The sequence below is a fragment of the Actinoplanes sp. NPDC051475 genome (assembly GCF_040689425.1).
Classification (GTDB): Bacteria; Actinomycetota; Actinomycetes; order Mycobacteriales; family Micromonosporaceae; genus Actinoplanes.
This window is the reverse complement of record NZ_JBFAZZ010000001.1, coordinates 415,141-437,168: the sequence shown is the minus strand read 5'-3', so window position 1 is coordinate 437,168 and position 22,028 is coordinate 415,141. Positions and strand designations below refer to the sequence as shown.

Here is a 22,028-nt window from a genome sequence, read left to right as displayed (position 1 = left end):
GGAGTGTCGTTGTTCGCCGGGTGGGGCTCATTCGTGGCCCGGTTCCGCTGGGCGGTGCTCGCAGGCGCGATCATCGCGGTCGCGGCCGCCGGAGTGTGGGGCATGGGCGTGTTCGACCGGCTCTCCGAGGGCGGCTACACCGACCCCGGCAGCGAGTCGAGCCGGGCCGCCGCCGTGGTCCGCGAGGAACTGGGCCCCCAGGACGGCGACGTCGTGGTGATCTACCGGCCCACCCAGGGCTCGATCGACGACCCGGCGCTGGGCCGGCGCATCGAGGCCCGGCTCGCCGCGCTGCCGAAGTCGTCGGTGACCGCGGTCGCCGGCTACTGGCCCGGCAAGGTCGAGCAGTACGCCGCGGCGGACAAGAAGAGCGCGGTGGCCGTCCTGACGCTGACCGGCGAGGACGACGGCGACAAGCTCGAAGCGTTCCGGGAGGTGGGCGACAAGCTCTCGGTCACCGGCGCCACCGTGCAACTCGCCGGCGCCGCACCCCTGGGCGACGCGTCCGCCGCCCGCTCGACCGAGGACCTCGCGTTCGCCGAGGCCGTCTCGCTGCCCGTCGTGCTGATCCTGCTGCTGCTCATCTTCGGCTCGCTGGTCGCCGCGTCGCTGCCGGTGCTGGTCGGCGGCTGCGCCGTGCTGGGCTCGCTGGGGGTGCTGAACGCGATCGCGAACACCCACGACGTCAACTCGTTCGCCGTCAACGTGGCCAGCCTGCTGGGGCTCGGCATGGCCATCGACTACGGGCTGTTCATGGTCGGGCGGTTCCGGGAGGAGCAGGGCTTCGGGCGGACGCCGGCGCAGGCGGTCACCCGTACCGTCGCCACCGCCGGACGCACCGTGGTCTTCTCCGCGACGCTGCTGATGATCGCCCTGGCCGGGCTGCTCCTCTTCCCCCAGGGCTTCCTCAAATCGCTGGCCTACGGCGGCCTCGCCGCCGTGGCGCTCGCCGCCGTGCTGTCGCTCACCCTGTTGCCCGCGCTGCTGGCCGTCCTGGGTCACCGGGTCGACAAGCTTCCGGTACGCCTCCCGCGCCGCCGCCGGAGCCGTCCGGCGGGTACGGGCTGGGCCGCCCTCGCCGACACGGTGCTGCGCCGACCGGTGCTGGTGGCCCTGCCGATCCTCGCCGGCCTGCTGGTGCTGGCGGCACCGATCCGCGGCGTGCAGTTCGGCGAGAACGACGAGCGGGTGCTGCCGGCCACCGAACCGGCCCGGCAGGCGGTCGAGGCCCTCAAGCGCGACTTCCCGGCCCTGAGCAGCGCGGGCATCCAGGTCGTGCTCCGCGGCAGCCTGGCGGACACCGAGGCCTTCGCGGACGCGGTGCAGAAGGTCCCCGGCATCGCGGCGGTCACCCCGGCGGGCAAGGGTGGCGACGTCGTCACGTACACGGCGACCCTGGCCGACAAGGACCCGTTCAGCAAGGCGGCGCGGACGGCCGTCGATCGGATCCGCGACCTGCGCCCGCCGACCGGCTCGCAGCTGCTCGTGGGCGGCACCACGGCCCGCAACGTCGACAGCCTGGCCGCCACCGCGGACCGCCTCCCGCTGATGGTGGCCCTGCTGGTCGGCGCGACCCTGCTGCTCATGTTCCTGGCGTTCGGCTCTGTCCTGCTGCCGATCAAGGCGGTGCTGATGAGCGCGCTGAGCCTGAGCGCGACGTTCGGCATCCTCGTCTGGATCTTCGAGGACGGCCACGGCGCGGACCTGTTGCGGATCACTCCGGCTCCGCTCGAGGCCGGCATCGTGGTCCTCATGGCGGCGGTGGTCTTCGGTCTCTCCACGGACTACGAGGTCTTCCTGCTGTCGCGCATGGTGGAGGCCCGCACCCGCGGCGCGTCGACGGCGGAGGCGGTGACGACGGGCCTGGCCCGCACCGGCCGCGTGATCAGCGCGGCGGCCGTCCTGCTCATCGTGGTGACGGGCGCCTTCGCCCTCTCCTCGGTGTCGACGATGCGCTTCGTCGGCGTAGGCATGATCATCGCGCTCTTCCTGGACGCGACCGTGGTCCGCATGCTGCTGGTCCCGGCCGTCCTGCGCCTGATGGGCGACGCGGCCTGGTGGGCGCCGGGCCCGTTGCGCCGCCTCCAGCAGCGGGCGGGCCTGGCGGAGTACGAGGACGAGGAGCTGTTCCCGACGGTGTCGGTGGGCCGGCACGCGGCGCCCGACACCTCTCCCGCTCCCGAGCCGCCGGACACCGCTCCCGCTCCCCAGCCCCCGGACACCGCTCCCGCTCCGCCGTTGGAGCTCGTCCCCGCCGACGCCGGCACGCCGGCACGCAAGGCGCACCAGCCGCTTCGCGAGGCGCACCAGCCTTGGGCGGCGGTGGTGGGGCTGCCGGTCGCGGGCCTACCCGTGGCCGGGTCCGCGCCGGTGCCCGGGCCGGGCCGGATCACCGTCGAGGAGCAGATCCTCGGCGACTTCCGGCCGACGGCAGACCTCGCGGCGCGACCGGCCCCGCCGCCCGGCGACCCCACGCCCTGACCGGCCCCGCGTGGTGATCCCGCGGTAGATACGGGCGGAAAGGCCCCGTTCCTCCCCCGCAGAGGAGCCGTCGGGGCGGCGAGGTCAGTACAGTGCCCTGCGAGTATTGGGGTTCTACCGGAACGGGATGAGCATGACCGCGACAGTTGACGAGACCGCCACCCCCGGCGGCCGCGCCGAGGCCGCGCCGCCGCACACCGCGGGAGCCGAGCCGGCCGGTATCGACCCCCGGCGGCTCGCGGAGTGCCTCGCCGTGATCGCCGAGGCGGAGGCGCTGGATCCCGAGCACCCGGATGCCGTCGCCGTACGCCGGGCCACCGCCGGCTTGTTCAAGACGGTGAAGCTGCGCCGCCGCCGCGACCGCCGGGACGCCGTACTGGAGAACGACCGGGCTGTCACGGCCGCCACCGCGACCGGCGCACCCAGCCGGATCGACGACGAGACCGCGGGCCTGGCCCTCACCACCGCGGCCACCGGCCGGGTCGCCGGCACCCTCAAGCAGCCACGCGGCTGTTACATCTGCAAGCAGCGATACACCCAGGTCGACGCGTTCTACCACCAGCTCTGCCCGGCGTGCGCGACCGTGAACCACGCGCGCCGCGACGCGCGGACCGACCTGAGCGGGCGGCGGGCGCTGCTCACCGGCGGGCGGGCGAAGATCGGCATGTACATCGCCCTGCGGCTGCTGCGCGACGGGGCGCACACGACGATCACCACGCGGTTCCCGAACGACGCGGTCCGCCGGTTCGCTGCCATGCCCGACAGCGCCGACTGGCTGCACCGGCTGCGGGTGGTGGGCATCGACCTGCGGGACCCCGCCCAGGTGGTCGCCCTGGCCGACTCGGTCGCGGCCCGCGGCCCGCTGGACGTCCTGATCAACAACGCGGCCCAGACGGTACGCCGTTCGCCCGGCTCGTACGGCGCCCTGGTGGCGGCCGAGTCGGCGCCGCTGCCCGACGGCCCGCTGCCGGAGCTGGAGTACCTCGGCGGCCACGACCCGGCGCTGCACCCCAAGGCCCTCACCGGAGCCGTCGAGCAGGCCACTTTCAGCCCGCACGCGTTGACGGCGCTCGCCCTGACGGGAGGCTCGGCCAGCCCCGAGCGCATCGCCGCGTCCACCGCCGTGGACGCCGGGGGGCTCGTACCGGACCTCGCTCCCACGAACAGCTGGAGTGACCGGGTGCACGAGGTCGACCCGCTGGAGCTGCTGGAGGTGCAGCTCTGCAACGTCACCGCCCCGTTCATCCTGGTGAGCCGCCTGCGCCGGGCGATGACCCGATCCCCGTTCCCCCGCCGGTACGTGGTGAACGTGTCGGCGATGGAGGGCGTCTTCAACCGCGGATACAAGGGCGCCGGGCATCCGCACACCAACATGGCGAAGGCGTCGCTGAACATGCTGACGCGTACGAGCGCCGACGACATGTTCGCCGACGGCATCCTGATGACCAGCGTGGACACGGGCTGGATCACCGACGAGCGCCCGCACCCGACCAAGATGCGGCTCGCCGACGAGGGCTTCCACGCCCCGCTGGACCTGGTCGACGGCGCCGCCCGGGTGTACGACCCGATCGTCCGCGGCGAGCTCGGCGAGGACCTCTACGGCTGTTTCCTCAAGGACTACGCGCCGATCGCATGGTGACCGTCCCCCCGGATCTGCCGATGGTGCGGGAGCTGTCCCGCAACCCCGACGCCCGGCGCTGGCTGGAGCGGCTGCCGGGCCTCATCGACGAGGTACGCGACGCCTTCGGTCTGACCCTCGGCACCGCACTGCCCGGCGGCAGCTGCAGCTGGGTGGCGCCGGCGACGCTGCCCGGCGGCACCCCGGTGATCGCCAAGATCGGCTGGCCGCACCGCGAGATGTACGGCGAGCCGGCCGCCCTGCGCCTGTGGGCGGGCCGGGGCGCGGTCCGCCTGCTCGCCCACGACCCCGACCGGCACGCCCTGATCCTGCAACGCTGCGACCCGGGCGGCCCGCTCGCCGCCGACGACCTGCCGGCACCCGACCGCCTGCGCATCGGCGCCGCGGTGCTGCGCCGCCTGTGGTCGGCAGGCCTGCCCGAGGCGTCCCCCGCCGACCCGATCGAGTCCGTGGTGGACGTGACGGCGGACTGGGCGGACCTGGCCGAGGAGCGCATGGCGCGGCTGCGGCCCGCCTACGATCCCGGCCTCGTCGCGGAGGGCGTCCGCCTGCTGCACGACCTGCCGGCGTCCGCGCCGCACGAGGTGGTCGTGCACGGAGACCTCAACCCCGGCAACATCCTGTCCACGGGGGACGGCTGGCTGGCGATCGACCCGAAGCCGATGATCGGCGATCCGGCGTACGACCTGTGGCCGCTGCTGGACCAGGTCGACGACCCGTACGCGTACCCGGATCCGGTCCGGACGCTGCACGAGCGGATCGCCCTGCTGGCCGGCGAGCTCGACCTCGACCCGGCCCGGATCGCGGCATGGTGTGTGGCTCGCAAGGTCGAGTCCGCCCTGTGGACGGCCCACCACGGGCGCGCCCAGGACGGCGCCACCGAGATGCACGGCGCCGCGGTTCTCGCCCGGCTCACCTGACGCCTCTCTCCTCGTCGCCGGGAACTCCATCGTCGCCGAGAACTCCGTCGTCAGGGGACGAGGACGACCTTGCCGATGTTGCGGCGCTCGCCGATCCGGCGGTGGGCCGCCGCGGCCTCCTCGAACGGGTACACCCCGTCGACACGCGGCCGGACAGCGCCCTCGCGCCACAGGTCGAGCAGGGCCGCCAGTTCCTCGCGCAGCAGGTCGGAGCGGTCCCACAGGTGCCCGAGATTGACGCCGCTGATCGTGTGGTTGCGGTCCATCATCCCGAAGGGTGTCAGCAGCGGCACGCCGCTGAGCTGCTTCACCAGCCGGGGAACGCTGCGCCGCTCACCGGAACTGAGGTTCGCGAAACCGTACGCGATGAGCTGCCCGACCGGCCGCAGCAGCCGGATCCCGCGCTTCCAGTCACGCCCGCCCAGCGCGTCGAGGACGAGATCGACACCTTCGCCGCCGGTGAGCTCCCGCACCCGCCGTACGTAGTCCTCGGTGCGGTAGTCGATCGGATAGGTGCACCCCTCCTCCCGCAGGACGTCGTGCTTGGCCGCGGACGCCGTGCCGAAGGTGACGACGTCCGGCACGGTCCGGCACAGTTGCAGCAGCGCGATGCCGACGCCGCCGGCGGCCATGTGCACCACCACCCGGGCCCCCGGCCGGAGATTCGCCACGCGGAACAGCATGTGGTACGCGGTGAGGTAGTTGACCGGCAGCGCGGCCCCGTCGACGAAACTGAGATCGTCGGGCATCGGCAGCACCCGCTCGGCCGGCGCGCACACGGTGTCCGAGTGACCGCCGAACCGCACCAGGGCGAGCACCCGTTGACCGACCTCGAGGCCGGTGACCCCGGCCCCCAGGGTTTCGACGACGCCGGACACCTCGTAGCCGACGACGCACGGCGGCTTCGGCGCGTCCGGGTAGAGGCCCTGCCGGGCCATGACCTCCGCGAAGTTCAGTCCGGCGGCGCGGACCGCGATGCGCACCTCCCCGCGGTCCGGCTGCGGGTCGGGACTCTCGCGTACCGCGAGGACCTCGGTCCCGCCCGCTTTGGTGATCCAGATGGCGCGCATCGATGCTCCGTTCCTCCGACGATCCCCGTCTATCTTGCCGTCCGGCCCGGGGCACGCCATCGGCGGTGGTCAGGTCTGGAACGCCGGCGGCCCCGGCTCCCCCGCCGCGGGTGGTTCGGGCTGCGGTTGCCCCGTGAGGACGGCGGCGAGCGCTTGTTCGGCCCGGTCGACCCGGGAACGCAGGAGCATCCGGTCACGCCCGGCCGCCAGCGCGTCGTTCTCGGCGTCCACGGCGGCGATCAGGTCCTCCAGCAGGGCGCTGACGCGCAGCGACCAGGTCCGCCGGTCCTCGCCGGAGGCCCGCGCGGTCAGGGCGTTCCAGCTGACCACGAGATCGGCCAGGCCGGCCCGCACCGGAGGCCACGACAGGCCCCTCCGATCGACGGTCGTGGTGCTCAGCAGCGGCGGCAACCGCGTGCTCACGAAGGCGCGGGTCTCCGACTCCAGCGCGCGAGCCTCGGTGTCCCATGCCGACCTCTGCTGCGACCGGTAGACCAGCATCCCGCCGACGACCACGGCGACGATCAGGGCGATCAGCAGCAGCCATCCGAACGGCTCGAGGCCCTGCGAACCGGCGGCCACAGCCAGGGCGGAGGCGGACCCGGCGGGCGTCGGCGTCGTCGCGGCCGGCGTGGTGGTCCGGGCCGGCGCCGGTCCCGGTCCCGCGACGGCAGCCGATGTCGGCGGCCGGGTCGAGGTCGCCGCCCGGGTCGATGTCGGCGGCCGGGTCGATGTCGGCAGCCGGGTCGTGGTCTCGGCCGGTGTGACGGTCTCGGCCGGTTTGGTGGTGCGGGTGGCGGGGGCCGGCGTCGTCGTCCGCCCGGGCTCCGCCGACGTCGCCCGGGCAGCTTCTCGTGACGTCGCGCGGCCGGATTCCGGCGATCGCGTGGTTGCTGGCTCTCCCGAGGCGGGCCGTTCCGAGGACCGGGCCGTCGGCAGGCTGGAGGGGTTCTCGCCGTCGCAGGCGGCCAGCCCGACGACGGCGCCGACCAGGAGCCCTGCCAGGACGGCGGCGACACCTGTCCGGCGATGGTCGCGCCAGTGGCTCATCTGCGGCTCCTCCCGCCCGAGTGGTGGCCACGACGCTATGTCGAACCACGCGGGCGGAAATCATTCGAGACAGATGGTTCCTGCGGCCGGCTGCCGGAACGGTCGGTGAAGCGGAACATCCGCACCCCCGGCCGGGCCCGGGCCGGCTGCACCACCCGCCGGTGCACGCCCGCCCCGAACCCGATGCCGGCCACCGCCACCCGCTCGAAGCCCCGGGTCTCGAACCACGAGCAGATCACCGGGACCAGGTCGGGCGGCCGCCGGTGGCGGGTCCAGATCACCGCGCCACCCTGCCGGCACAGCGCCGCGCAGGCGTCGATCGTCGCGGCCACCTCGGCGTCGGGGATGTTGCCGAAGACGCCGCAGGCCAGCACCAGGTCGGCCGGCGCCAGGTCGAGGTAGTGGTCGGTCAGTCCGGCGTCGCCCCGGACGACCTCGATGCCGCCGAGGCCCGATGCCTGCGCCGCCTCGCGCGCCCGGTTCACGTTGGCGGGGTCGAGCTCGACCAGCCGGGCCCGGACGTCGCCGGCGCGGGGGTGGCCGGCGAGCGCGCCGATCAGGTCCCGGCCCTGGCCGGCGCACATGCTGACGACGGTGACCGGGCCGGGCGGCGCCGCGGCGAGCACGGTCCGGATCTCCTGCTGCACCCATCCGAGCCGCCGCGCGAGCGCCGACCCGGGATCGTCGTAGGCATCGTGCCAGGCCACCCAGTCCATGCCGGGATGGTGCCGGCGAGGTACGACACTCTTGCCGTGGCGCCATAGTGATGCCATAGTGGTGCCATGGACCTCACGACGTACGTCTCGCGACTGCGGGACGAGCTCGCCTCCGCCGCCGAGCTCGGCGGCCCCGACACCCGGGCCCTCGCGGAACGGCTGACCGCGCCGCTCGAATCGGCGTTCCGCCTGGCCATGCTCGACGCGCTCAGCGCCGCGGCGGATGAGATCACCCGGGACCTGGCGCCCGGCTCCGTCGAGGTTCGCCTGCGCGCCGGCGATCCCACCTTCGTCGTCACCCCTCCCCCGGTGGACCAGCCGGACGCCGCCATGGCGCCATCTGACGCCACTCCGGTGCCATCAGCGCCCGAGGGCGACGACGGTGCCGTGTCACGCATCAACTTCCGCCTCTCCGACCAGCTGAAGTCCCGCATCGAGGACGCCGCCGGGCGCGACGGCATGTCCGTCAACGCGTGGCTCGTCCGCACCACCACTGCCGCCGTGCGTGACAACGCGGGGCAGGTCACGCACCGGGCCCCGATCGGCGGCCAGCGCTACACCGGCTGGGCCCGCTGACCCACCCCTGAAGACCACCCGTCACCCACCCCGGAAGGGACAGTCATGCCCTCGTTCGACACTCCCGGACCGATCACCGCCGTCGTCGAGCTGCTCGTCGGGGACGCGCGCATCGCCGCGGGCGACCGTACGGACACCGTCGTCGACGTCCGCCCCACCGATCCGTCCTCCGACGCCGACGTGCGCGCCGCCGGGCAGACCCGCGTCGAGTACGCCGACGGCCGCCTGCTCGTGAAGACGCCGAAGGCGCGCAACCTGGGGCTCTTCGGCCGTACCGGATCGGTCGACCTGCAGATCTGTCTGCCGGCCGGCTCCCGGCTGGAGGCGGAGGCCTCCGTCGCGGCGTTCCACTGCACGGGCGTCCTCGGCGAGACCCGCATCAAGACGGCGACCGGTGACCTGCGCCTGGAACACACCGCGGCCGTGCACCTGCACACCTCCAGCGGCGCCATCGTCCTCGACATCGCGGCCGGGGAGACGCACGCGACCACCGCCTCCGGCAGCATCCAGCTGGGCGACATCGGGGGCGCGGCGGTCGTCCGCAACTCCAACGGGGACAGCCGCGTCGGCCGGGTCCGCGGCGATCTGCGGGTGAAGGCGGCGAACGGTGACGTGCTCGTCGGCCACGTGGGCGGCGACGTGACCGCCTCCACCGCCAACGGCAGCATCCGCGTGGAGGAGGTCGTCCGCGGCACGGTCTCGGTGCAGACGGCCGCCGGCTCGCTGGAGGTGGGCGTCGCCCCGGGCACCGCCGCGTACCTCGACCTGCACACCTCCTTCGGCAAGGTGCGCAACGAGCTCCAGGACGGCACCGCCCCCGAGTCGGGCGAGCAGAGCGTCACGGTCCGGGCCCGCACGTCGTTCGGCGACATCGCGGTCGTCCGCTCCCTCCGGAAGGAAGCCGCATGATCTCCGTGACCGGCCTGCGCAAGGCGTACGGCGACCACACGGTCCTGGCCGGCATCGATCTCGAGGTGCCGCCGGGGTCCGTCTTCGCCCTGCTGGGGCCGAACGGGGCCGGCAAGACCACGACCGTCGCGATCCTGACCACTCTGGTACGCCCCGACGCGGGCGAGATCCGGGTGGCCGGCCATGACGTCCGCACCGAGCCCGACGCGGTCCGCGCCGCCATCGGTGTCACCGGGCAGTTCGCGGCCGTCGACGGATTGTTGACCGGCGAGGAGAACCTGATGCTCATGGCGGACCTGCACCACCTTCCGCGGCGCGAGGGCCGCCGGCGCGCGGCCGAGCTGCTGGAGGTGTTCGACCTCGCGGACGCGGCGCGCAAGCCGGCCGCCACCCTGTCCGGCGGGATGCGGCGCCGGCTCGACATCGCGATGGGACTGGTCGGTACGCCGCGCATCGTCTTCCTGGACGAGCCGACCACCGGCCTGGACCCGCGCAGCCGCCGTGCCATGTGGGACACGATCCGCGGCCTGGCCGCCGGCGGCGCGACCGTCTTCCTCACCACGCAGTATCTCGAGGAGGCGGATCAGCTCGCCGACCGGATCGCCGTCCTGCACGGCGGCCGGATAGTCGCCGACGGCACGGCGCAGCAGCTCAAACGGCTGGTTCCCGGCGGGCACGTGACGCTGACCTTCACCGGCTCGCCGCAGCTGCACGCGGCGGCCCGGGCGCTCGGGATGCCCGTACCCGATGACGGGCTCACCCTGGACGTGCCCGGCGACGGCAGCGTGCAGAACCTGCGGATGTTGCTGACCACTCTGGACGAGGCGACGGTCGACATCGACGCGCTCACCGTGCACACGCCCGACCTCGACGACGTCTTCCTGGCCCTGACCGCCACGACGAAGGAGCCCGTGCGATGACGACCCTGTCCTACGCCGTCCGCGACTCGCACACCATGCTGCGCCGCAACCTGCGGCACATGATCCGGTATCCCTCGATGACGGTGATGGTCGCCGGGATGCCGGTGATCTTCCTGCTGCTCTTCGTCTTCGTCTTCGGCGGCACGCTGGGCGCGGGGCTCGGCGGCGGGCGCGCCGAGTACCTCACCTACGTGGTGCCGGGCATCCTGATGATGACGATCGGCGGCATGGCGACCGGCACCTCGGTGTCCGTGGCCATGGACATGACCGAGGGCATCGTCGCGCGTTTCCGCACCATGGCGATCGCCCGCGTCTCCGTGCTGACCGGGCACGTGCTCGGCAGCGTCGTCCAGACCTTCATCGCCCTGGCGATCGTCTTCGGCGTGGCCTTCGCGGTCGGCTTCCGCCCCGGCGCCGGTCCGGGTGACTGGCTGGCCGTGGCCGGCGTCCTCGCCATGGTCACGTTCGCCTTCACGTGGCTCGCCGTCGCCCTGGGCATGGTGGCCAAGACGGTGGAGGAGGCGAGCAACACGCCGTTGCCGCTGAGCCTCCTGCCGTTCCTGGGCAGCGGGTTCGTGCCGACCGACACGATGCCGGCGGGGCTGCGGCAGTTCGCCGAGTACCAGCCGTACACGCCGATCATGGAGACGATCCGGGCCTGTCTGGCCGGCGCGCCGGCCGGGCAACACCTGGTCGCGTCGGTGGCCTGGTGCGCCGCCATCGCGCTGGGCGGTTACCTCTGGGCCAGGCGCCGGTACAACACCCTCTGACCGACCCGGCATAATCCGGCCCATGGCCATCGGTCGCCTGCACCACGTGATCCTCGACTGCCCCGATCCCGGCGCACTGGCGGCGTTCTACAGCCGCCTGCTCGGCCTGCCGATCACTTACCACGACGACGACTTCGCGGTCGTCGCGGTGAATGATCGCACCTCGGGCATCGCGTTCCAGCGGGCGCCCGGCCACCGGGCCCCCACGTGGCCGGATCCGGCGACGCCGCAGCAGATCCACGTCGATGTCATGGTCGACGACCAGGCGGCCGCCGCCGAGGCCGTGCTCGCCCTCGGCGCGAGCCGGCTCGGCGGCGACGTCTTCGCCGATCCGGCCGGGCATCCCTTCTGCCTGATCCCCCGTCCGGGGTGGGCACCACCCGTCGGATAATGGGACGGTGCTGATCACCCCGTGGCGGGAGCCCGAGCCCGGATCGTCGTCCTACCGCCTGTCCTGGATCGCCACTGGCGACGACGGCGACCCGCTCGGCATCGCATACCTGCGGGTCTTCACCGCGCCGGGGGCGACCCACCGGGCCGAGGCCGACGTGCGCGTGCACCCCGCGGAACGCGGACGCGGGGTCGGGACCGCGCTGTTCGAGGCCGCGGCCGGTACGGCGCGGGAGCTGGGCCGCCGGTCCGTCATGGCCGGGCCGGTCGCCGGCGGATCGCCCTTCCTGGTCGCCCTCGGGCTCCGGCCGGTGCTCCACCTGACCTTCGCCCGGCTGGCGGTGGCCGAGGTGGACACGGCGCGGGTGACCGCCCTCGTCGAGGCGGCGCATCCGGGTTACCGGCTGATCAGCTGGGAGGGCACGGTCGCCGGCGATCTAGCGCCCAGCTTCGCCGCCTCCCGGCGGGCGATGGACGACATGCCGATGGACGAGACCGACGTCGCGGCCGAGACCTGGGACGTGGACCGGGTCCGCGCCATCGCGGCCGCCGTCGACAAGCGGGGCGACCTGCTCTGCACGGTCGCCGCGGTCGACGAGAAGGACGGCGCCGTCGCGGGATTCACCGAGTTGGTGGTGCCGGGCGGGAAGGGCGGCGACGCCGAGCACTACGGCACCGGCGTCCTGCCCGAGCACCGCGGCCGGGGCCTCGCCCGCTGGATGAAGGCCGCCGCGATCCTGCACGTCCACGAGGCCCACCCGCAGATCGCCGGCCTGCTCACGGACACCGCCGACAACAACGTGGCGATGCGGCGCATCAACGACAGCCTGGGGTACGCCCCCACCCACCGCTCGGTGCTCTACCAGCTCGACCTTCAGCCCCGTACGGCGGCGACGGCGGCGTCGTAGAGGTCCTCGATCGAGCCCTCGCCCCCGCCACGGTTCCAGGCCTCCACGGCCACGTCCAGGCAGGCGAGGGCGCTGGACACGATCGCCGCCGCCCGCGGGTCGCCGGCGCTGCCCGGTGCCACGCCCAGCCGCCGCTCGATGTCCGGCACGAGCATCTCCAGCCATTGCAGTCGCTTCTCCAGCTGGCGAGCGCGCAGTGACGGGGTCTCGGCCAGCATCCTGAACACCTTGCTCGCCCACTCCGTCGAGTACGCCGGCTCGCGGGCCATGGTCTCCAGCGCCGCGCGCAGCGCCTCCCACGGACCCTCGCCGGGCGGCCGGGACTCGAGCGCCACCTGCACCCGGCGGCCCCGCTCGACCAGGTCGCCGACGACGATGTCCTCCTTCGTGGCGAAGTAGCGGAACAGCGAGCGGCGGGAAATGCCGACCGCGGTGGCGATCTGTTCCATCGTCGTCGCGTCGAATCCGCGTTCGAGGAACAGCCGCATGGCGGTCGCGGCGATGTCCGCCTGCACGGCCTGACGCGTACGCTCCCGCAAGGTCATGGCCGCCAGTGTATGGCACCGAGTGACACAACTGTCATGGCCGCAGGTTGGCCACCAGCAGATCTCCGGTCGCCGCCACGTGAGCACGCATGGCGGCCTCCGCCGCGGCGCCGTCGCGGACGAGGACGGCGGCCACCACCGGCTCGTGCTCGGCGTGGATCTCGGTCAGCGTCCGGCCGCTGGCCGTGGTGGGCGGGCCGAGCAGGGCGGTCGTGGAGCGCAGCTGGGCGACGACGGCGGCGGCACGGGCGTTGCCGGAGGCGCGCAGCAGCAGGTCGTGCAGGGTGCGGTCGGCCGGCCAGAAGGACGTGTCGTCACCACGTGCCGCCGCGATCGCCATGGTGTCCAGGGCTGCGCGGATGGCGGCGTGCTGCTCGTCCGTACCGTGAAGAGCCGCCTTGCGGGCAGCCGGCGGTTCGAGGGCCAGGCGGATCTCGATGATCTCCTCGACGTCGTGGGCCCGCGGCGGCAGGACCCGGAAGCCGCGGTTGCGCCGGATCTCGATGAGGCCCGCCTCGGCCAGGCGGAGCATCCCCTCGCGGACCGGACTGCGGGAGATCCCGAGCAGGTCGGCCAGCTGGTACACGGAGTAGGTCTGCTCGGGCACGAGCTCCCCCGCGGCGATGCCGTCCCGCACCGCCTGGGCGACGGCATCGGCGAGGGAGGGAGCCGCCGGTGGGAGGCGAAGCGAAGGCATGAGTAACATGTTACTCATGACTGACGTGGTGGCGGCACTCGAGAACGCCAGGCTCGAGGTGCGGTCCGACGCGGGCACCCGGGGCATGTACGCATCCGACGCCTCGCTCTACCGGATCCCCCCGCTGGCGGTGGTCCGGCCGCGGCACGTCGACGAGGTGGCCGCGGCGCTCGCCGTCGCGCGGGAGACCGGCGTGCCGCTCACCTCCCGGGGCGCCGGCACCTCGGTGGCCGGGAACGCCGTCGGCCGCGGCATCGTCCTGGACTTCTCCCGCCACCTGAACCGGGTCCTCGAGATCGACCCGGAGGCCCGGACCGCGGTGGTGGAGCCCGGGACCGTGCACGCCGTCCTGCAGAAGGCCGTCATCCCCCACGGCGTCCGATTCGGACCGGACCCGTCGACCCACCCGCGGTGCACGATCGGCGGAATGATCGGCAACAACGCCTGCGGCTCCCGCTCGCTGGCGTACGGCCGGACGTCCGACAACGTGGCGGGGCTGGAGCTCCTGACCGCCGCGGGCGACAGGCTCGTCACCGGGCCGGAGGGTGTCCGGGGCGCCGAGCCGGTCGTCGACGCCGTACGCGCGGTGATCGGCAGGCACCTCGCCACGGCCCGCACCGAGTTCGACCGGTTCGGGCGCCAGGTCTCCGGCTACGCCGTGCAGCACCTGCTGCCCGAGCGGTTCGACCTCACGCAGGCGCTGGTCGGCTCCGAGGGCACGCTGGCGGTCATCACGCAGGCGACCGTGAAGCTGGTCGTCGACGCCCCGGTCCGGGTGGTGGTGGTCCTCGGCTTCCGCGACATCGTGGCCGCCGGCGAGGGCGCCCCGGCCGTGGTCGCGCACGGCCCGACCTCCTGCGAGGGGCTCGACTCCCGGCTGCTCGACGTGCTGCGCGCCCGGCGCGGCCCGGACGCCGTCCCGGCACTGCCGCGCGGCGGCGCCTGGCTCTTCGTCGAGCTGGCCGGGGACGACGCCGCCGAGGTCGAGTCGCGGGCCCGGCGGCTCGCCGCCGACGGCATCGGCGAGGACGCGCTGGTCGTCACCGAGCCCGCCACCCAGGCGCGGCTGTGGCGGATCCGCGAGGACGGCGCGGGGCTGGCCGGGCGCGCACCGTCGGACCGGCCGGCCTGGCCCGGCTGGGAGGACGCCGCCGTGCCGCCGGAGAAGCTCGGCGCCTACCTGGCCCGGTTCGACGAGCTCGTCAGCTCGTACGGGATGACCTCCGCGCCGTTCGGCCACTTCGGCGACGGCTGCATGCACGTACGCCTCGACTACCCGCTGGACCAGGCGGGCGGCACGAAGGTCATGCGCGACTTCGTCACCGATGCCGCCCGGCTCGTCGGCGAGTTCGGCGGTTCGCTGTCCGGTGAGCACGGCGACGGCCGCGCCCGCTCGGAGCTGCTGCCGCACATGTACTCCACCGACGCGATCGCGCTGTTCGGCGGGATCAAGCACGCCTTCGACCCGGGCAACCTGCTCAACCCCGGCGTGCTGGTCGACCCCGATCCCGTCGACGCGGACGTCGGTCCCGCCGGCCGCTTCCCGTTGAAGGCGCTGGCGCTGGCGTACCCGCACGACGACGGCGACCTGGCCCAGGCCGTGCACCGGTGCACCGGCGTGGGCAAGTGCCGCGCCGACAACTCCGCCGCCGGTGGCGTCATGTGCCCGTCGTACCTGGCGACGCGCGAGGAGAAGGACTCCACCCGGGGGCGCGCCCGGGTGCTGCAGGAGGTCGTCCGCGGCGAGCTGGCCTGGTCCGACCCGTCGGTGCACGACGCCCTGGACCTGTGCCTGTCCTGCAAGGGCTGTGCCTCGGACTGCCCGACCGGCATCGACATGGCCACCTACAAGTCCGAGGTGCTGCACCAGACCTATCGGCGGCGGCTGCGGCCCCGCTCGCACTACACGCTGGGTAGGTTGCCGTTCTGGGCCCGGCTGGCCGGCTGGACGCCGCGGCTGGCGAACCTCGGTGTCCGGCTGCCCGTGCTCGGCGGCTTCCTGCTGTGGCTCGCCGGGGTCGACAAGCGCCGATCCGTACCGGCCTTCGCGCGGCGGCCGTTCCGGCGTACCTTCCGGCCCGCGGCGGGCGGAAAACCGGTCGTCCTCTTCGCCGACTCCTTCTCCGACGCCTTCTCGCCGGAGGTCGCCGAGGCAACGGTACGGGTGCTGCGCGCCGCCGGATACGAGCCGAGGCTGCCGTCCGGGCCGGTGTGCTGCGGCCTGACCTGGATCACCACGGGCCAGCTCGACTCGGCGAAGCGGATCCTCTCCCGTACCGTCGCTGCTCTTGCCCCCGACGCCCGCGACGGCGTCCCGATCGTCGGCATAGAGCCCTCCTGCACGGCGGTTCTGCGCTCCGACGTCCACGAGCTGCTGCCCGGCGACGAGGACGCGGCGGCGGTCGCCGGTTCGGTACGCACGCTGGCCGAGCTGCTCTCGCAGACCCGCGGCTGGACCCCGCCCGATCTGTCCGGCGTGGACGTGGTCGCCCAGCCGCACTGCCACCAGCACGCCGTCCTCGGATGGAAGGCCGACGCCGACCTGCTCCGGGCCGGCGGTGCCCGGGTACGCCGTCTGGCCGGATGCTGCGGCCTGGCCGGGAACTTCGGGGTCGAGATCGGCCACTACGAGGTCTCCGTGGCCGTGGCGGAGCAGAACCTGCTGCCCGCCCTCGACGCCGCCCCGGACGCGGTCGTGCTCGCCGACGGGTTCTCCTGCCGCACCCAGGTCGCCGACCTGCGCGACCGCCCGGCCGTCCACCTGGCCCAGCTGCTGGACCGTCCCAGAGGATGACGAGAGGTAGACACTGTCTACGCCGCCTGGTAGACACTGTCTATGTCCGACGATCTGCGCGCCCGCCTGGTCGCCGCGGGGGCTGAGCTCGTCGCCGAACGAGGCACCGGTGCCCTGTCCCTGCGCGAGATCGCCCGCCGCGCCGGGGTCTCGCACGGTGCGCCGCGGCGATGGTTCCCCACCCACCGTGACCTGCTCGCCGCCGTGGCGCGGGTCGGCTACGACCGGTTCTCCACCCGTGTCGCGGCTCTGGATCTGCGCGGCGAGCCGCGGGACGGCCTGCTCGCGCTCGGCCGGCTGTACCTGGACTTCGCCCGTACCGAACGCGGCATGTTCGAACTGATGTTCCGGCACGAGCTGCTCAGCGGGAACCGGGAGGGGCTCCGCGAGGCGAGCAAGCCGCTGTTCGCGGTCCTCGCCGGCCTGCTCGGCCCCGACCGTCCGGGTGCGCTGGCCGCCGCGGGCGCCTTCTGGGCCAACCTGCACGGCATCGCGCAGCTCTCGTTGTGGGGCAGCCTGGAGGTGGTCGGGACCGACGACGCCGACGTGCTGCTGCGGACGGCCGTCGACGCGTACCTGGAGGCCTGATGTTGCTGCCCCGCATCGCCCGCGCCGTCCTCGTCCCGCTGTCGCGCGTCATGTTCCGCCCGGTCGTCGAGGGACTCGACCACATCCCCGGCGACGGCCCGGTCATCCTGGCCGCGAACCATGTGTCCTTCCTGGACAGCTTCATCATTCCCCTGATGGCGCCGCGCCCGGTCGCGTTCCTGGCCAAGGCCGAATACTTCACGGGTACGGGCCTGCGCGGACTCTTCAGCCGCACCACGCTGACCGCCGTCAACGCCATTCCCGTGCCGCGCGGCGCCCACCGGGCGGCACAGGCGTCGCTGGAGGCGGCCCTGATCGTGCTCAAGGACGGGCACGCGTTCGGCATCCACCCGGAGGGCAGCCGCTCGCGTGACGGCCGGCTCTACCGCGGGCGTACCGGGGTGGCCTGGCTGGCCCTGGCGTCCGGCGCCCCGGTCGTGCCCGTGGCGGTGATCGGCACCGACCGGGTGCAGCCGGTCGGCGCACGGCTGCCGCGGCCCGGCCGGGTGACAGTCCGGTTCGGCGAGCCGATCCGCTTCGGCCCGCCGTCGGGCAGCCCGGGCCGGGCCCGCCGCGAGGCCACCGACCAGATCATGGACGCGATCGCCGCGCTGTCGGGCCAGGAGCGGGCCGCCGAATACAACCGGCTTTCCGGTACGGCCTAACGCAACGCCGGCAGCACCTTGGCGCCGAACGTCTCCACGAACGGCATCAGATCCTGCCCGACGTGGTGCAGGTAGATCCGGTCGAACCCGAGCGCCGCATAGCCTCGGAGCCACTCGACGTGGCGGTCGAGGTCGGCGGAGACGTTCACCTTCGCCCGTACGTGCTCGAGCGTGACGTGCTCGGACACCGCGTCGAAGTGCTCGGCCAGCTCGAGGTCCCAGCAGACCGGCGGCGCGAAGACGTTGCTGCGCCACTGGTCGTACGCGATCGCCTCGGCGTCGGCCTCGGTCGGCGCCCAGCTGAGGTGGACCTGCAGGCAGACCGGCCCGCGCCCGCCGGCCTCCCGGTACGCGGCGATCATCGCGCGCAGATGCTCCCCGGGCGCGTTGACGGTGACCAGCCCGTCCGCCCAGCCGGCGCACCACGCCGCGGTCTCGGTGCTGACCGCGGCACCGATCAGCGGCGGCGGCTCGGCGGGCCGGGTCCACAGCCGGGCCCGGTCGACGGTGACCAGCCCGTCGCGGGTGACCTCCTCGCCGGCCAGCAGGTCGCGGATGACGCCGACGCACTCGAGCAGCCGGGCGTTGCGCACCTCCTTGCGCGGCCAGGGACCGCCGGTGACGTGCTCGTTGCTGTACTCGCCGGTGCCCAGCGCGGCCCAGAACCGGCCGGGGAACATGGCGCCCAGCGTCCCGATCGCCTGGGCGATGATCGCCGGGTGGTACCGCTGGCCGGGCGCGTTGACCACGCCGAAGGACAGCGACGTCGCCTGCAGGGCGGCGCCCAGCCAGGACCAGGCGAAGCCGGACTGTCCCTGCCGTTCGCTCCACGGCGAGAAGTGGTCGGAGCACATCGCGGCGTCGAAGCCGGCCCGTTCGGCGGCGACGACGGCGGCGAGCAGGTCGGCGGGCGGGATCTGCTCGTGCGAGCAGTGGATTCCGTAGTCCGTCATGGGCCGCGTACGTACCCCGGTACACCCTCTGCCCTAACGTGGCTCCCATGACCGATCCCGTCTACCTCGACTGCGACACCGGCGTGGACGACGCCCTCGCGCTGGCCCTGCTGCTCGGCGCCACGGAGCTGCTCGGCGTGGGCACCGTCAGCGGGAACACCGGAGCCGACCAGGCGGCGCGCAACACACTGGACCTGCTCGCCCTGGCCGGGCGCGGGGACGTACCGGTGGCGGTGGGCGCCCGGCACCCGCTCGACGGCCGCTTCGGCGGCGGTGCCGGCGTCGTGCACGGCGGCAACGGCATCGGCGGGGTCGTGCTCCCCCGCGCCGCCGCCGACCCGATCCCGGTCGCCGCGGCGGACCTGCTGATCACGCTGGCCCGCGCGCGCCCGGGCACGCTCCGGGTGCTCGCCACCGGGCCGCTGACCAACCTGGCTATGGCGCTACGCCGCGAGCCGAGGCTGCCGGAGCTGGTCCGGGACGTGACGGTCATGGGCGGGGCCGTCCGGGTGCCGGGCAACGTCACGGGTCACGGCGAGGCCAACATCGCCAACGACCCGGAGGCCGCCGCCGAGGTGCTCGCCGCGAGCTGGCCGGTGACCCTGGTGCCGCTGGACGTCACGATGCGGCACTGCTTCGCCGTCGAGGACCAGGAGGCGCTGCGGGCCCACGGCACGCCGCTCGGCACGGCGCTGGCGGAGATGCTGACGGCGTACTTCGACTACTACGAGCCTGTGCTGGGTGAGCGGCGGGTGCCGCTGCACGACCCGCTGGCCGCGGCGGTGCTGACCGGCGCGGTGACCCCCGCCGACGCGCCGATGCTGGGGCTGCGGGTGGACGCGGAGACGACGCGTGGCCGGGTCGCCGAGGACCCGGCCGTGGCGGCGCGCACCCGGGTCGTCCTGTCGCTCACCGAGCCGGCCGGGCCGGTGCTGCGCAGGCTCGTCCTGGCCGGGAGCTGACCTCAGCGCGGGTGCTCGCCCAGCAGCCGGGTGGCGAGGACGGCGGCCTGGGTGCGACGCTCAAGGCCCAGCTTGGCCAGCAGGCTGGAGACGTAGTTCTTCACGGTCTTCTCGGCGAGGAACATCCGCCCCGCGATCTCGCGATTGGTGAGCCCCTCCGCCACGTACTCGAGGATGCGCCGCTCCTGGTCGGTCAGTGACGCCAGCTCACGAGGCTGCTCCACGCCGTTGCGGATGCGCTCCAGCACCCGCTGGGTCACCGCCGGGTCCAGCAACGACTGGCCGCCGGCCACCCGGCGTACGGCGTCGACCAGGTCGGTGCCGCGGATCTGCTTGAGCACGTACCCGGACGCCCCCGCCATGATCGCAGCGAACAGCGCCTCGTCGTCCTCGTACGAGGTGAGGATCAATCCCTTGATCGACGAGTCGACCGCGCGCACGTCCCGGCACACGTCGATGCCGTTGCCGTCGGGCAACCGGGCGTCGAGGACCGCCACGTCGGGCCGCAGCGCGGGGATCCGCAGGGCCCGGCGACGGTCGCGCCGCTGGCCGGCGTCGACCTGCCTCAGGGCGTGCTCATCGTCGCCGGGGCCGCGGTCGGCGGGGTCGACGACACGACGCTGCTGTCGAGCTTCGCGGGGCAGGCGTCCCTTGCCCTCGAACGCGCCCGCGCCCAGGAGGAACGCGAGCAGCTGGTGGTGCTGGAGGACCGCGAACGCATCGCCCGGGACCTGCACGACGTCGTCATCCAGCGGCTGTTCGCCACCGGCATGCAGCTGCAGGGCGTGGCCCCGCACGCGCTGCGCCCCGAGGCGGCCAAACGCATCAACGCCGCCGTCGACGACCTGGACGCCACCATCCGCGACATCCGCCGGTCCATCTTCGAACTGCGGGCCCGGTCGGGACCTCGCTGCGGACGGAGCTGCGGGACGCGGTCGAGGCCGCCTCCGACGCGCTGGGCTTCCGCGCGGCGCTCGACGTGTCCGGCCCGGTCGACAGCGCGGTGCCCGACGACGTGGTGCCCGAGCTGCTCGCCGTCCTGCGGGAGGCGCTGTCGAACGCCGCGCGGCACGCCCAGGCCTCCGCCGTACGCGTATCGGTCCGCGCCGCCGACGGCGAGGTGGTGATCCGCATCGAGGACGACGGCGTCGGCACCGACCCGGCGGCGGCCCGGGGCAGCCTGATCAACATGGGTGAGCGGGCCCGTGACCTGGGCGGCGTCTTCGAGATCGGCCCGGGACCGACCGGCGGCACGGTGCTGAGCTGGCGCGTGCCGTTGGGGGCCTGAGGTCGGGACCTTCGGCCCTGAACGCTCCGGGGCCGCAGGCGTGATCGTGGTGAGGTGACCGACCTGGAGGTTCCTACCGTGAGCACCCCCGCCGCGCCGCTGGAGGCACGGCTGCTGCGCGGCCTGCTCGCCGGCATCGGCGAACCCTGCATCGGCGTCCGCCTCGGCTACCCGGAGAGCGCCACGCCAGTACCGCCGGCGCCGCGGCGTGAGCCGTCCGACGTGATCGAGAAGAGCCGACCATGACCGGCTACACGGGCGACGACCTGCGCACAGCCGTCGCGGCTGCGGTCCGCGCCCCTTCGCTGCACAACTCCCAGCCGTGGCGGTTCCGGCTGCACGACGGGATGATCGAGGTGCTCGCGGACCGCTCGCGACAGCTCACGGTCGCCGACTCGGCCGGCTGGGCGGTGCGGATCGCCTGCGGCGCGGCGACCTTCAACGCCCGGATGGCGCTGGCCGTGGCCGGCCGCCCGGCGCAGGTGCTCCTGCACCCGCACGGCGATCTCATCGCCCGGCTCACGCCGGCCACGCCGCGGCCCGCGACGTACGCGGAGGCCGATCTCGCGGCGGCGATCCCCCGGCGCTACAGCAACCGGCGCCCCTTCTGGCCGGACGCGGTGCCGTCGGAGATCCGGGTACGGCTGATCGAGGCGGCCCGCGAGGAGACGGCGTGGCTGGACCTCCTGGTGGGCGGCACCGCGTTGACGGCGTTCGGTGAGATCGCGCGCAGCGCCGACCGGGTGCTGCGCCGGGACCCGCGCTACCAGGCCGAGTTCTTCGCCTGGGCGCACGCCGACGCGGCCCGTGACGGCGTACCGGTGACCGCGGGTGCACCCGCCGCCGAGTCGTACGACCTGTTGCCGCAGCGCCCCTACTCCGAGCGCCGCCGGGCGGCCGGCCGGGACTTCGAGCCGGAACCGCTGCTGGCGGTGCTCGGCACGGACGCGGACCGGCCGGTGGATCAAGTCGCCGCGGGCCAGGCGTTGCAGCGCGTGCTGCTGACCGCCACCGATGCCGGCCTGGCGACCTCGATGATCTCGCAGCCGATCGAGGTGCCCGCCGCCCGCGGGCAGTTGCGCCGGTCGCTGGGCCGCACGGGTGTGCCGCAGATAGCGCTGCGGGTCGGCTTCGGCCAGGCCGGGCGCGTCACGCCGCGACGGCCGCTGGACGACGTCCTGGACTGA

General features: G+C 73.9%; 23 protein-coding genes and 1 pseudogene. 17 read left to right on the top strand and 7 right to left on the bottom strand.

Annotation, left to right across the window (positions count from 1 at the left end):
* Positions 1-9: 9 nt before the first annotated feature.
* The 3 genes from AB0368_RS01970 (at position 10) to AB0368_RS01960 (ending at position 5,040) form a co-directional block, all read left to right on the top strand.
* The gene (locus AB0368_RS01970) at positions 10-2,481 is read left to right on the top strand and encodes an MMPL family transporter (protein WP_366151873.1); all 2,472 of its coding nucleotides are present in this window, start codon (positions 10-12) and stop codon (positions 2,479-2,481) included.
* 133 nt (positions 2,482-2,614) lie between these two features.
* The gene (locus AB0368_RS01965; RefSeq protein WP_366151872.1) at positions 2,615-4,120 is read left to right on the top strand and encodes an SDR family NAD(P)-dependent oxidoreductase; all 1,506 of its coding nucleotides are present in this window, start codon (positions 2,615-2,617) and stop codon (positions 4,118-4,120) included.
* Positions 4,114-5,040 carry an aminoglycoside phosphotransferase family protein gene (locus AB0368_RS01960; RefSeq protein ID WP_366151871.1) on the top strand — a complete coding sequence of 309 codons (927 nt, stop codon included), beginning with the start codon at positions 4,114-4,116 and terminating at the stop codon, positions 5,038-5,040. Before AB0368_RS01965 ends, AB0368_RS01960 begins: the two co-directional genes overlap by 7 nt.
* Positions 5,041-5,090: 50 nt before the next feature.
* Here the strand turns inward: AB0368_RS01960 and AB0368_RS01955 are convergent, their stop codons facing one another.
* The 3 genes from AB0368_RS01955 to AB0368_RS01945 all read right to left on the bottom strand — a co-directional run bounded on the left by AB0368_RS01955 (position 5,091) and on the right by AB0368_RS01945 (position 7,876).
* A complete protein-coding gene (locus AB0368_RS01955) occupies positions 5,091-6,110 on the bottom strand; it encodes a medium chain dehydrogenase/reductase family protein (RefSeq protein WP_366151870.1) in 1,020 nt (339 codons plus the stop codon).
* Between the two features lie 69 nt (positions 6,111-6,179).
* On the bottom strand, positions 6,180-7,160 hold the full coding sequence (locus tag AB0368_RS01950) for a hypothetical protein (RefSeq protein WP_366151869.1): 981 nt from the start codon (positions 7,158-7,160) through the stop codon (positions 6,180-6,182).
* Between the two features lie 35 nt (positions 7,161-7,195).
* Positions 7,196-7,876, bottom strand: coding sequence for a class I SAM-dependent methyltransferase (locus AB0368_RS01945; protein ID WP_366151868.1), 681 nt, complete (start codon positions 7,874-7,876; stop codon positions 7,196-7,198).
* Between the two features lie 66 nt (positions 7,877-7,942).
* On the opposite strand from AB0368_RS01945, the gene AB0368_RS01940 reads away from it, so the two are divergent.
* The 6 genes from AB0368_RS01940 to AB0368_RS01915 are packed head-to-tail and all read left to right on the top strand — an operon-like array spanning position 7,943 to position 12,349.
* Positions 7,943-8,452 (top strand): hypothetical protein, encoded by a 510-nt coding sequence (locus AB0368_RS01940; protein ID WP_366151867.1) that lies wholly within the window; start codon positions 7,943-7,945, stop codon positions 8,450-8,452.
* 45 nt (positions 8,453-8,497) lie between these two features.
* Positions 8,498-9,361, top strand: coding sequence for a DUF4097 family beta strand repeat-containing protein (locus AB0368_RS01935; protein ID WP_366151866.1), 864 nt, complete (start codon positions 8,498-8,500; stop codon positions 9,359-9,361).
* Positions 9,358-10,281 (top strand): ATP-binding cassette domain-containing protein, encoded by a 924-nt coding sequence (locus AB0368_RS01930; protein WP_366151865.1) that lies wholly within the window; start codon positions 9,358-9,360, stop codon positions 10,279-10,281. Before AB0368_RS01935 ends, AB0368_RS01930 begins: the two co-directional genes overlap by 4 nt.
* Positions 10,278-11,051 carry an ABC transporter permease gene (locus AB0368_RS01925; RefSeq protein ID WP_366151864.1) on the top strand — a complete coding sequence of 258 codons (774 nt, stop codon included), beginning with the start codon at positions 10,278-10,280 and terminating at the stop codon, positions 11,049-11,051. The genes AB0368_RS01930 and AB0368_RS01925 overlap by 4 nt, the downstream gene beginning before the upstream one ends.
* A gap of 22 nt (positions 11,052-11,073) precedes the next feature.
* Positions 11,074-11,442 carry a VOC family protein gene (locus AB0368_RS01920; RefSeq protein WP_366151863.1) on the top strand — a complete coding sequence of 123 codons (369 nt, stop codon included), beginning with the start codon at positions 11,074-11,076 and terminating at the stop codon, positions 11,440-11,442.
* 7 nt (positions 11,443-11,449) lie between these two features.
* Positions 11,450-12,349, top strand: coding sequence for a GNAT family N-acetyltransferase (locus AB0368_RS01915; RefSeq protein ID WP_366151862.1), 900 nt, complete (start codon positions 11,450-11,452; stop codon positions 12,347-12,349).
* On the opposite strand, the gene AB0368_RS01910 is transcribed toward AB0368_RS01915, so the two are convergent.
* Both AB0368_RS01910 and AB0368_RS01905 read right to left on the bottom strand, forming a co-directional pair.
* Positions 12,316-12,894, bottom strand: coding sequence for a TetR family transcriptional regulator (locus AB0368_RS01910; RefSeq protein WP_366151861.1), 579 nt, complete (start codon positions 12,892-12,894; stop codon positions 12,316-12,318). The two genes, AB0368_RS01915 and AB0368_RS01910, sit on opposite strands and share 34 nt — an antisense overlap.
* Before the next feature lie 34 nt (positions 12,895-12,928).
* Positions 12,929-13,591, bottom strand: a complete 663-nt coding sequence (locus tag AB0368_RS01905) for a GntR family transcriptional regulator (RefSeq protein ID WP_366151860.1) — start codon at positions 13,589-13,591, stop codon at positions 12,929-12,931.
* Positions 13,592-13,607: 16 nt separating this feature from the next.
* Between AB0368_RS01905 and AB0368_RS01900 the strand changes: the two genes are divergently transcribed.
* The 3 genes from AB0368_RS01900 to AB0368_RS01890 are packed head-to-tail and all read left to right on the top strand — an operon-like array spanning position 13,608 to position 17,638.
* Positions 13,608-16,385 carry an FAD-binding and (Fe-S)-binding domain-containing protein gene (locus tag AB0368_RS01900; protein ID WP_366151859.1) on the top strand — a complete coding sequence of 926 codons (2,778 nt, stop codon included), beginning with the start codon at positions 13,608-13,610 and terminating at the stop codon, positions 16,383-16,385.
* Positions 16,386-16,427: 42 nt separating this feature from the next.
* The gene (locus AB0368_RS01895; protein ID WP_366151858.1) at positions 16,428-16,973 is read left to right on the top strand and encodes a TetR/AcrR family transcriptional regulator; all 546 of its coding nucleotides are present in this window, start codon (positions 16,428-16,430) and stop codon (positions 16,971-16,973) included.
* Positions 16,973-17,638, top strand: a complete 666-nt coding sequence (locus tag AB0368_RS01890) for a lysophospholipid acyltransferase family protein (protein ID WP_366151857.1) — start codon at positions 16,973-16,975, stop codon at positions 17,636-17,638. The genes AB0368_RS01895 and AB0368_RS01890 overlap by 1 nt, the downstream gene beginning before the upstream one ends.
* Here the strand turns inward: AB0368_RS01890 and AB0368_RS01885 are convergent.
* A complete protein-coding gene (locus AB0368_RS01885; protein WP_366151856.1) occupies positions 17,635-18,591 on the bottom strand; it encodes a TIGR03885 family FMN-dependent LLM class oxidoreductase in 957 nt (318 codons plus the stop codon). The two genes, AB0368_RS01890 and AB0368_RS01885, sit on opposite strands and share 4 nt — an antisense overlap.
* Positions 18,592-18,638: 47 nt before the next feature.
* Between AB0368_RS01885 and AB0368_RS01880 the strand changes: the two genes are divergently transcribed.
* Entirely contained in the window at positions 18,639-19,553 is a 915-nt protein-coding gene (locus AB0368_RS01880; RefSeq protein WP_366151855.1) for a nucleoside hydrolase, read from the top strand.
* Positions 19,554-19,555: 2 nt separating this feature from the next.
* Here AB0368_RS01880 and AB0368_RS01875 read toward each other — a convergent pair whose 3' ends face one another.
* The gene (locus AB0368_RS01875) at positions 19,556-20,350 is read right to left on the bottom strand and encodes a response regulator transcription factor (protein ID WP_366151854.1); all 795 of its coding nucleotides are present in this window, start codon (positions 20,348-20,350) and stop codon (positions 19,556-19,558) included.
* Between AB0368_RS01875 and AB0368_RS01870 the strand changes: the two are divergent.
* The 4 genes and pseudogenes from AB0368_RS01870 to AB0368_RS01855 form a co-directional block, all read left to right on the top strand.
* Positions 20,324-20,389 (top strand): annotated as a pseudogene (locus tag AB0368_RS01870) (hypothetical protein); the annotation flags it as partial. The gene AB0368_RS01875 and the pseudogene AB0368_RS01870 overlap by 27 nt on opposite strands.
* A gap of 143 nt (positions 20,390-20,532) precedes the next feature.
* On the top strand, positions 20,533-20,841 hold the full coding sequence (locus tag AB0368_RS01865; RefSeq protein ID WP_366151853.1) for an ATP-binding protein: 309 nt from the start codon (positions 20,533-20,535) through the stop codon (positions 20,839-20,841).
* Between the two features lie 78 nt (positions 20,842-20,919).
* Complete coding sequence (locus AB0368_RS01860; protein WP_366151852.1) at positions 20,920-21,087, top strand: hypothetical protein; 168 nt, start codon at positions 20,920-20,922, stop codon at positions 21,085-21,087.
* Positions 21,084-22,028: a nitroreductase family protein gene (locus AB0368_RS01855; protein ID WP_366151851.1), complete on the top strand. Its 945-nt coding sequence runs from the start codon at positions 21,084-21,086 to the stop codon at positions 22,026-22,028. The genes AB0368_RS01860 and AB0368_RS01855 overlap by 4 nt, the downstream gene beginning before the upstream one ends.

What these genes read in the sequence shown, in the direction of transcription:
- AB0368_RS01965 (WP_366151872.1), top strand. Translation starts at nt 2,615, where the DNA reads ATGACCGCGACAGTTGACGAGACCGCCACCCCCGGCGGCCGCGCCGAG.
- AB0368_RS01960 (WP_366151871.1), top strand. Translation starts at nt 4,114, where the DNA reads ATGGTGACCGTCCCCCCGGATCTGCCGATGGTGCGGGAGCTGTCCCGC.
- AB0368_RS01955 (WP_366151870.1), bottom strand. Translation starts at nt 6,110, where the DNA reads ATGCGCGCCATCTGGATCACCAAAGCGGGCGGGACCGAGGTCCTCGCG.
- AB0368_RS01950 (WP_366151869.1), bottom strand. Translation starts at nt 7,160, where the DNA reads ATGAGCCACTGGCGCGACCATCGCCGGACAGGTGTCGCCGCCGTCCTG.
- AB0368_RS01945 (WP_366151868.1), bottom strand. Translation starts at nt 7,876, where the DNA reads ATGGACTGGGTGGCCTGGCACGATGCCTACGACGATCCCGGGTCGGCG.
- AB0368_RS01940 (WP_366151867.1), top strand. Translation starts at nt 7,943, where the DNA reads ATGGACCTCACGACGTACGTCTCGCGACTGCGGGACGAGCTCGCCTCC.
- AB0368_RS01935 (WP_366151866.1), top strand. Translation starts at nt 8,498, where the DNA reads ATGCCCTCGTTCGACACTCCCGGACCGATCACCGCCGTCGTCGAGCTG.
- AB0368_RS01930 (WP_366151865.1), top strand. Translation starts at nt 9,358, where the DNA reads ATGATCTCCGTGACCGGCCTGCGCAAGGCGTACGGCGACCACACGGTC.
- AB0368_RS01925 (WP_366151864.1), top strand. Translation starts at nt 10,278, where the DNA reads ATGACGACCCTGTCCTACGCCGTCCGCGACTCGCACACCATGCTGCGC.
- AB0368_RS01920 (WP_366151863.1), top strand. Translation starts at nt 11,074, where the DNA reads ATGGCCATCGGTCGCCTGCACCACGTGATCCTCGACTGCCCCGATCCC.
- AB0368_RS01910 (WP_366151861.1), bottom strand. Translation starts at nt 12,894, where the DNA reads ATGACCTTGCGGGAGCGTACGCGTCAGGCCGTGCAGGCGGACATCGCC.
- AB0368_RS01905 (WP_366151860.1), bottom strand. Translation starts at nt 13,591, where the DNA reads ATGCCTTCGCTTCGCCTCCCACCGGCGGCTCCCTCCCTCGCCGATGCC.
- AB0368_RS01900 (WP_366151859.1), top strand. Translation starts at nt 13,608, where the DNA reads ATGACTGACGTGGTGGCGGCACTCGAGAACGCCAGGCTCGAGGTGCGG.
- AB0368_RS01895 (WP_366151858.1), top strand. Translation starts at nt 16,428, where the DNA reads ATGTCCGACGATCTGCGCGCCCGCCTGGTCGCCGCGGGGGCTGAGCTC.
- AB0368_RS01890 (WP_366151857.1), top strand. Translation starts at nt 16,973, where the DNA reads ATGTTGCTGCCCCGCATCGCCCGCGCCGTCCTCGTCCCGCTGTCGCGC.
- AB0368_RS01885 (WP_366151856.1), bottom strand. Translation starts at nt 18,591, where the DNA reads ATGACGGACTACGGAATCCACTGCTCGCACGAGCAGATCCCGCCCGCC.
- AB0368_RS01880 (WP_366151855.1), top strand. Translation starts at nt 18,639, where the DNA reads ATGACCGATCCCGTCTACCTCGACTGCGACACCGGCGTGGACGACGCC.
- AB0368_RS01855 (WP_366151851.1), top strand. Translation starts at nt 21,084, where the DNA reads ATGACCGGCTACACGGGCGACGACCTGCGCACAGCCGTCGCGGCTGCG.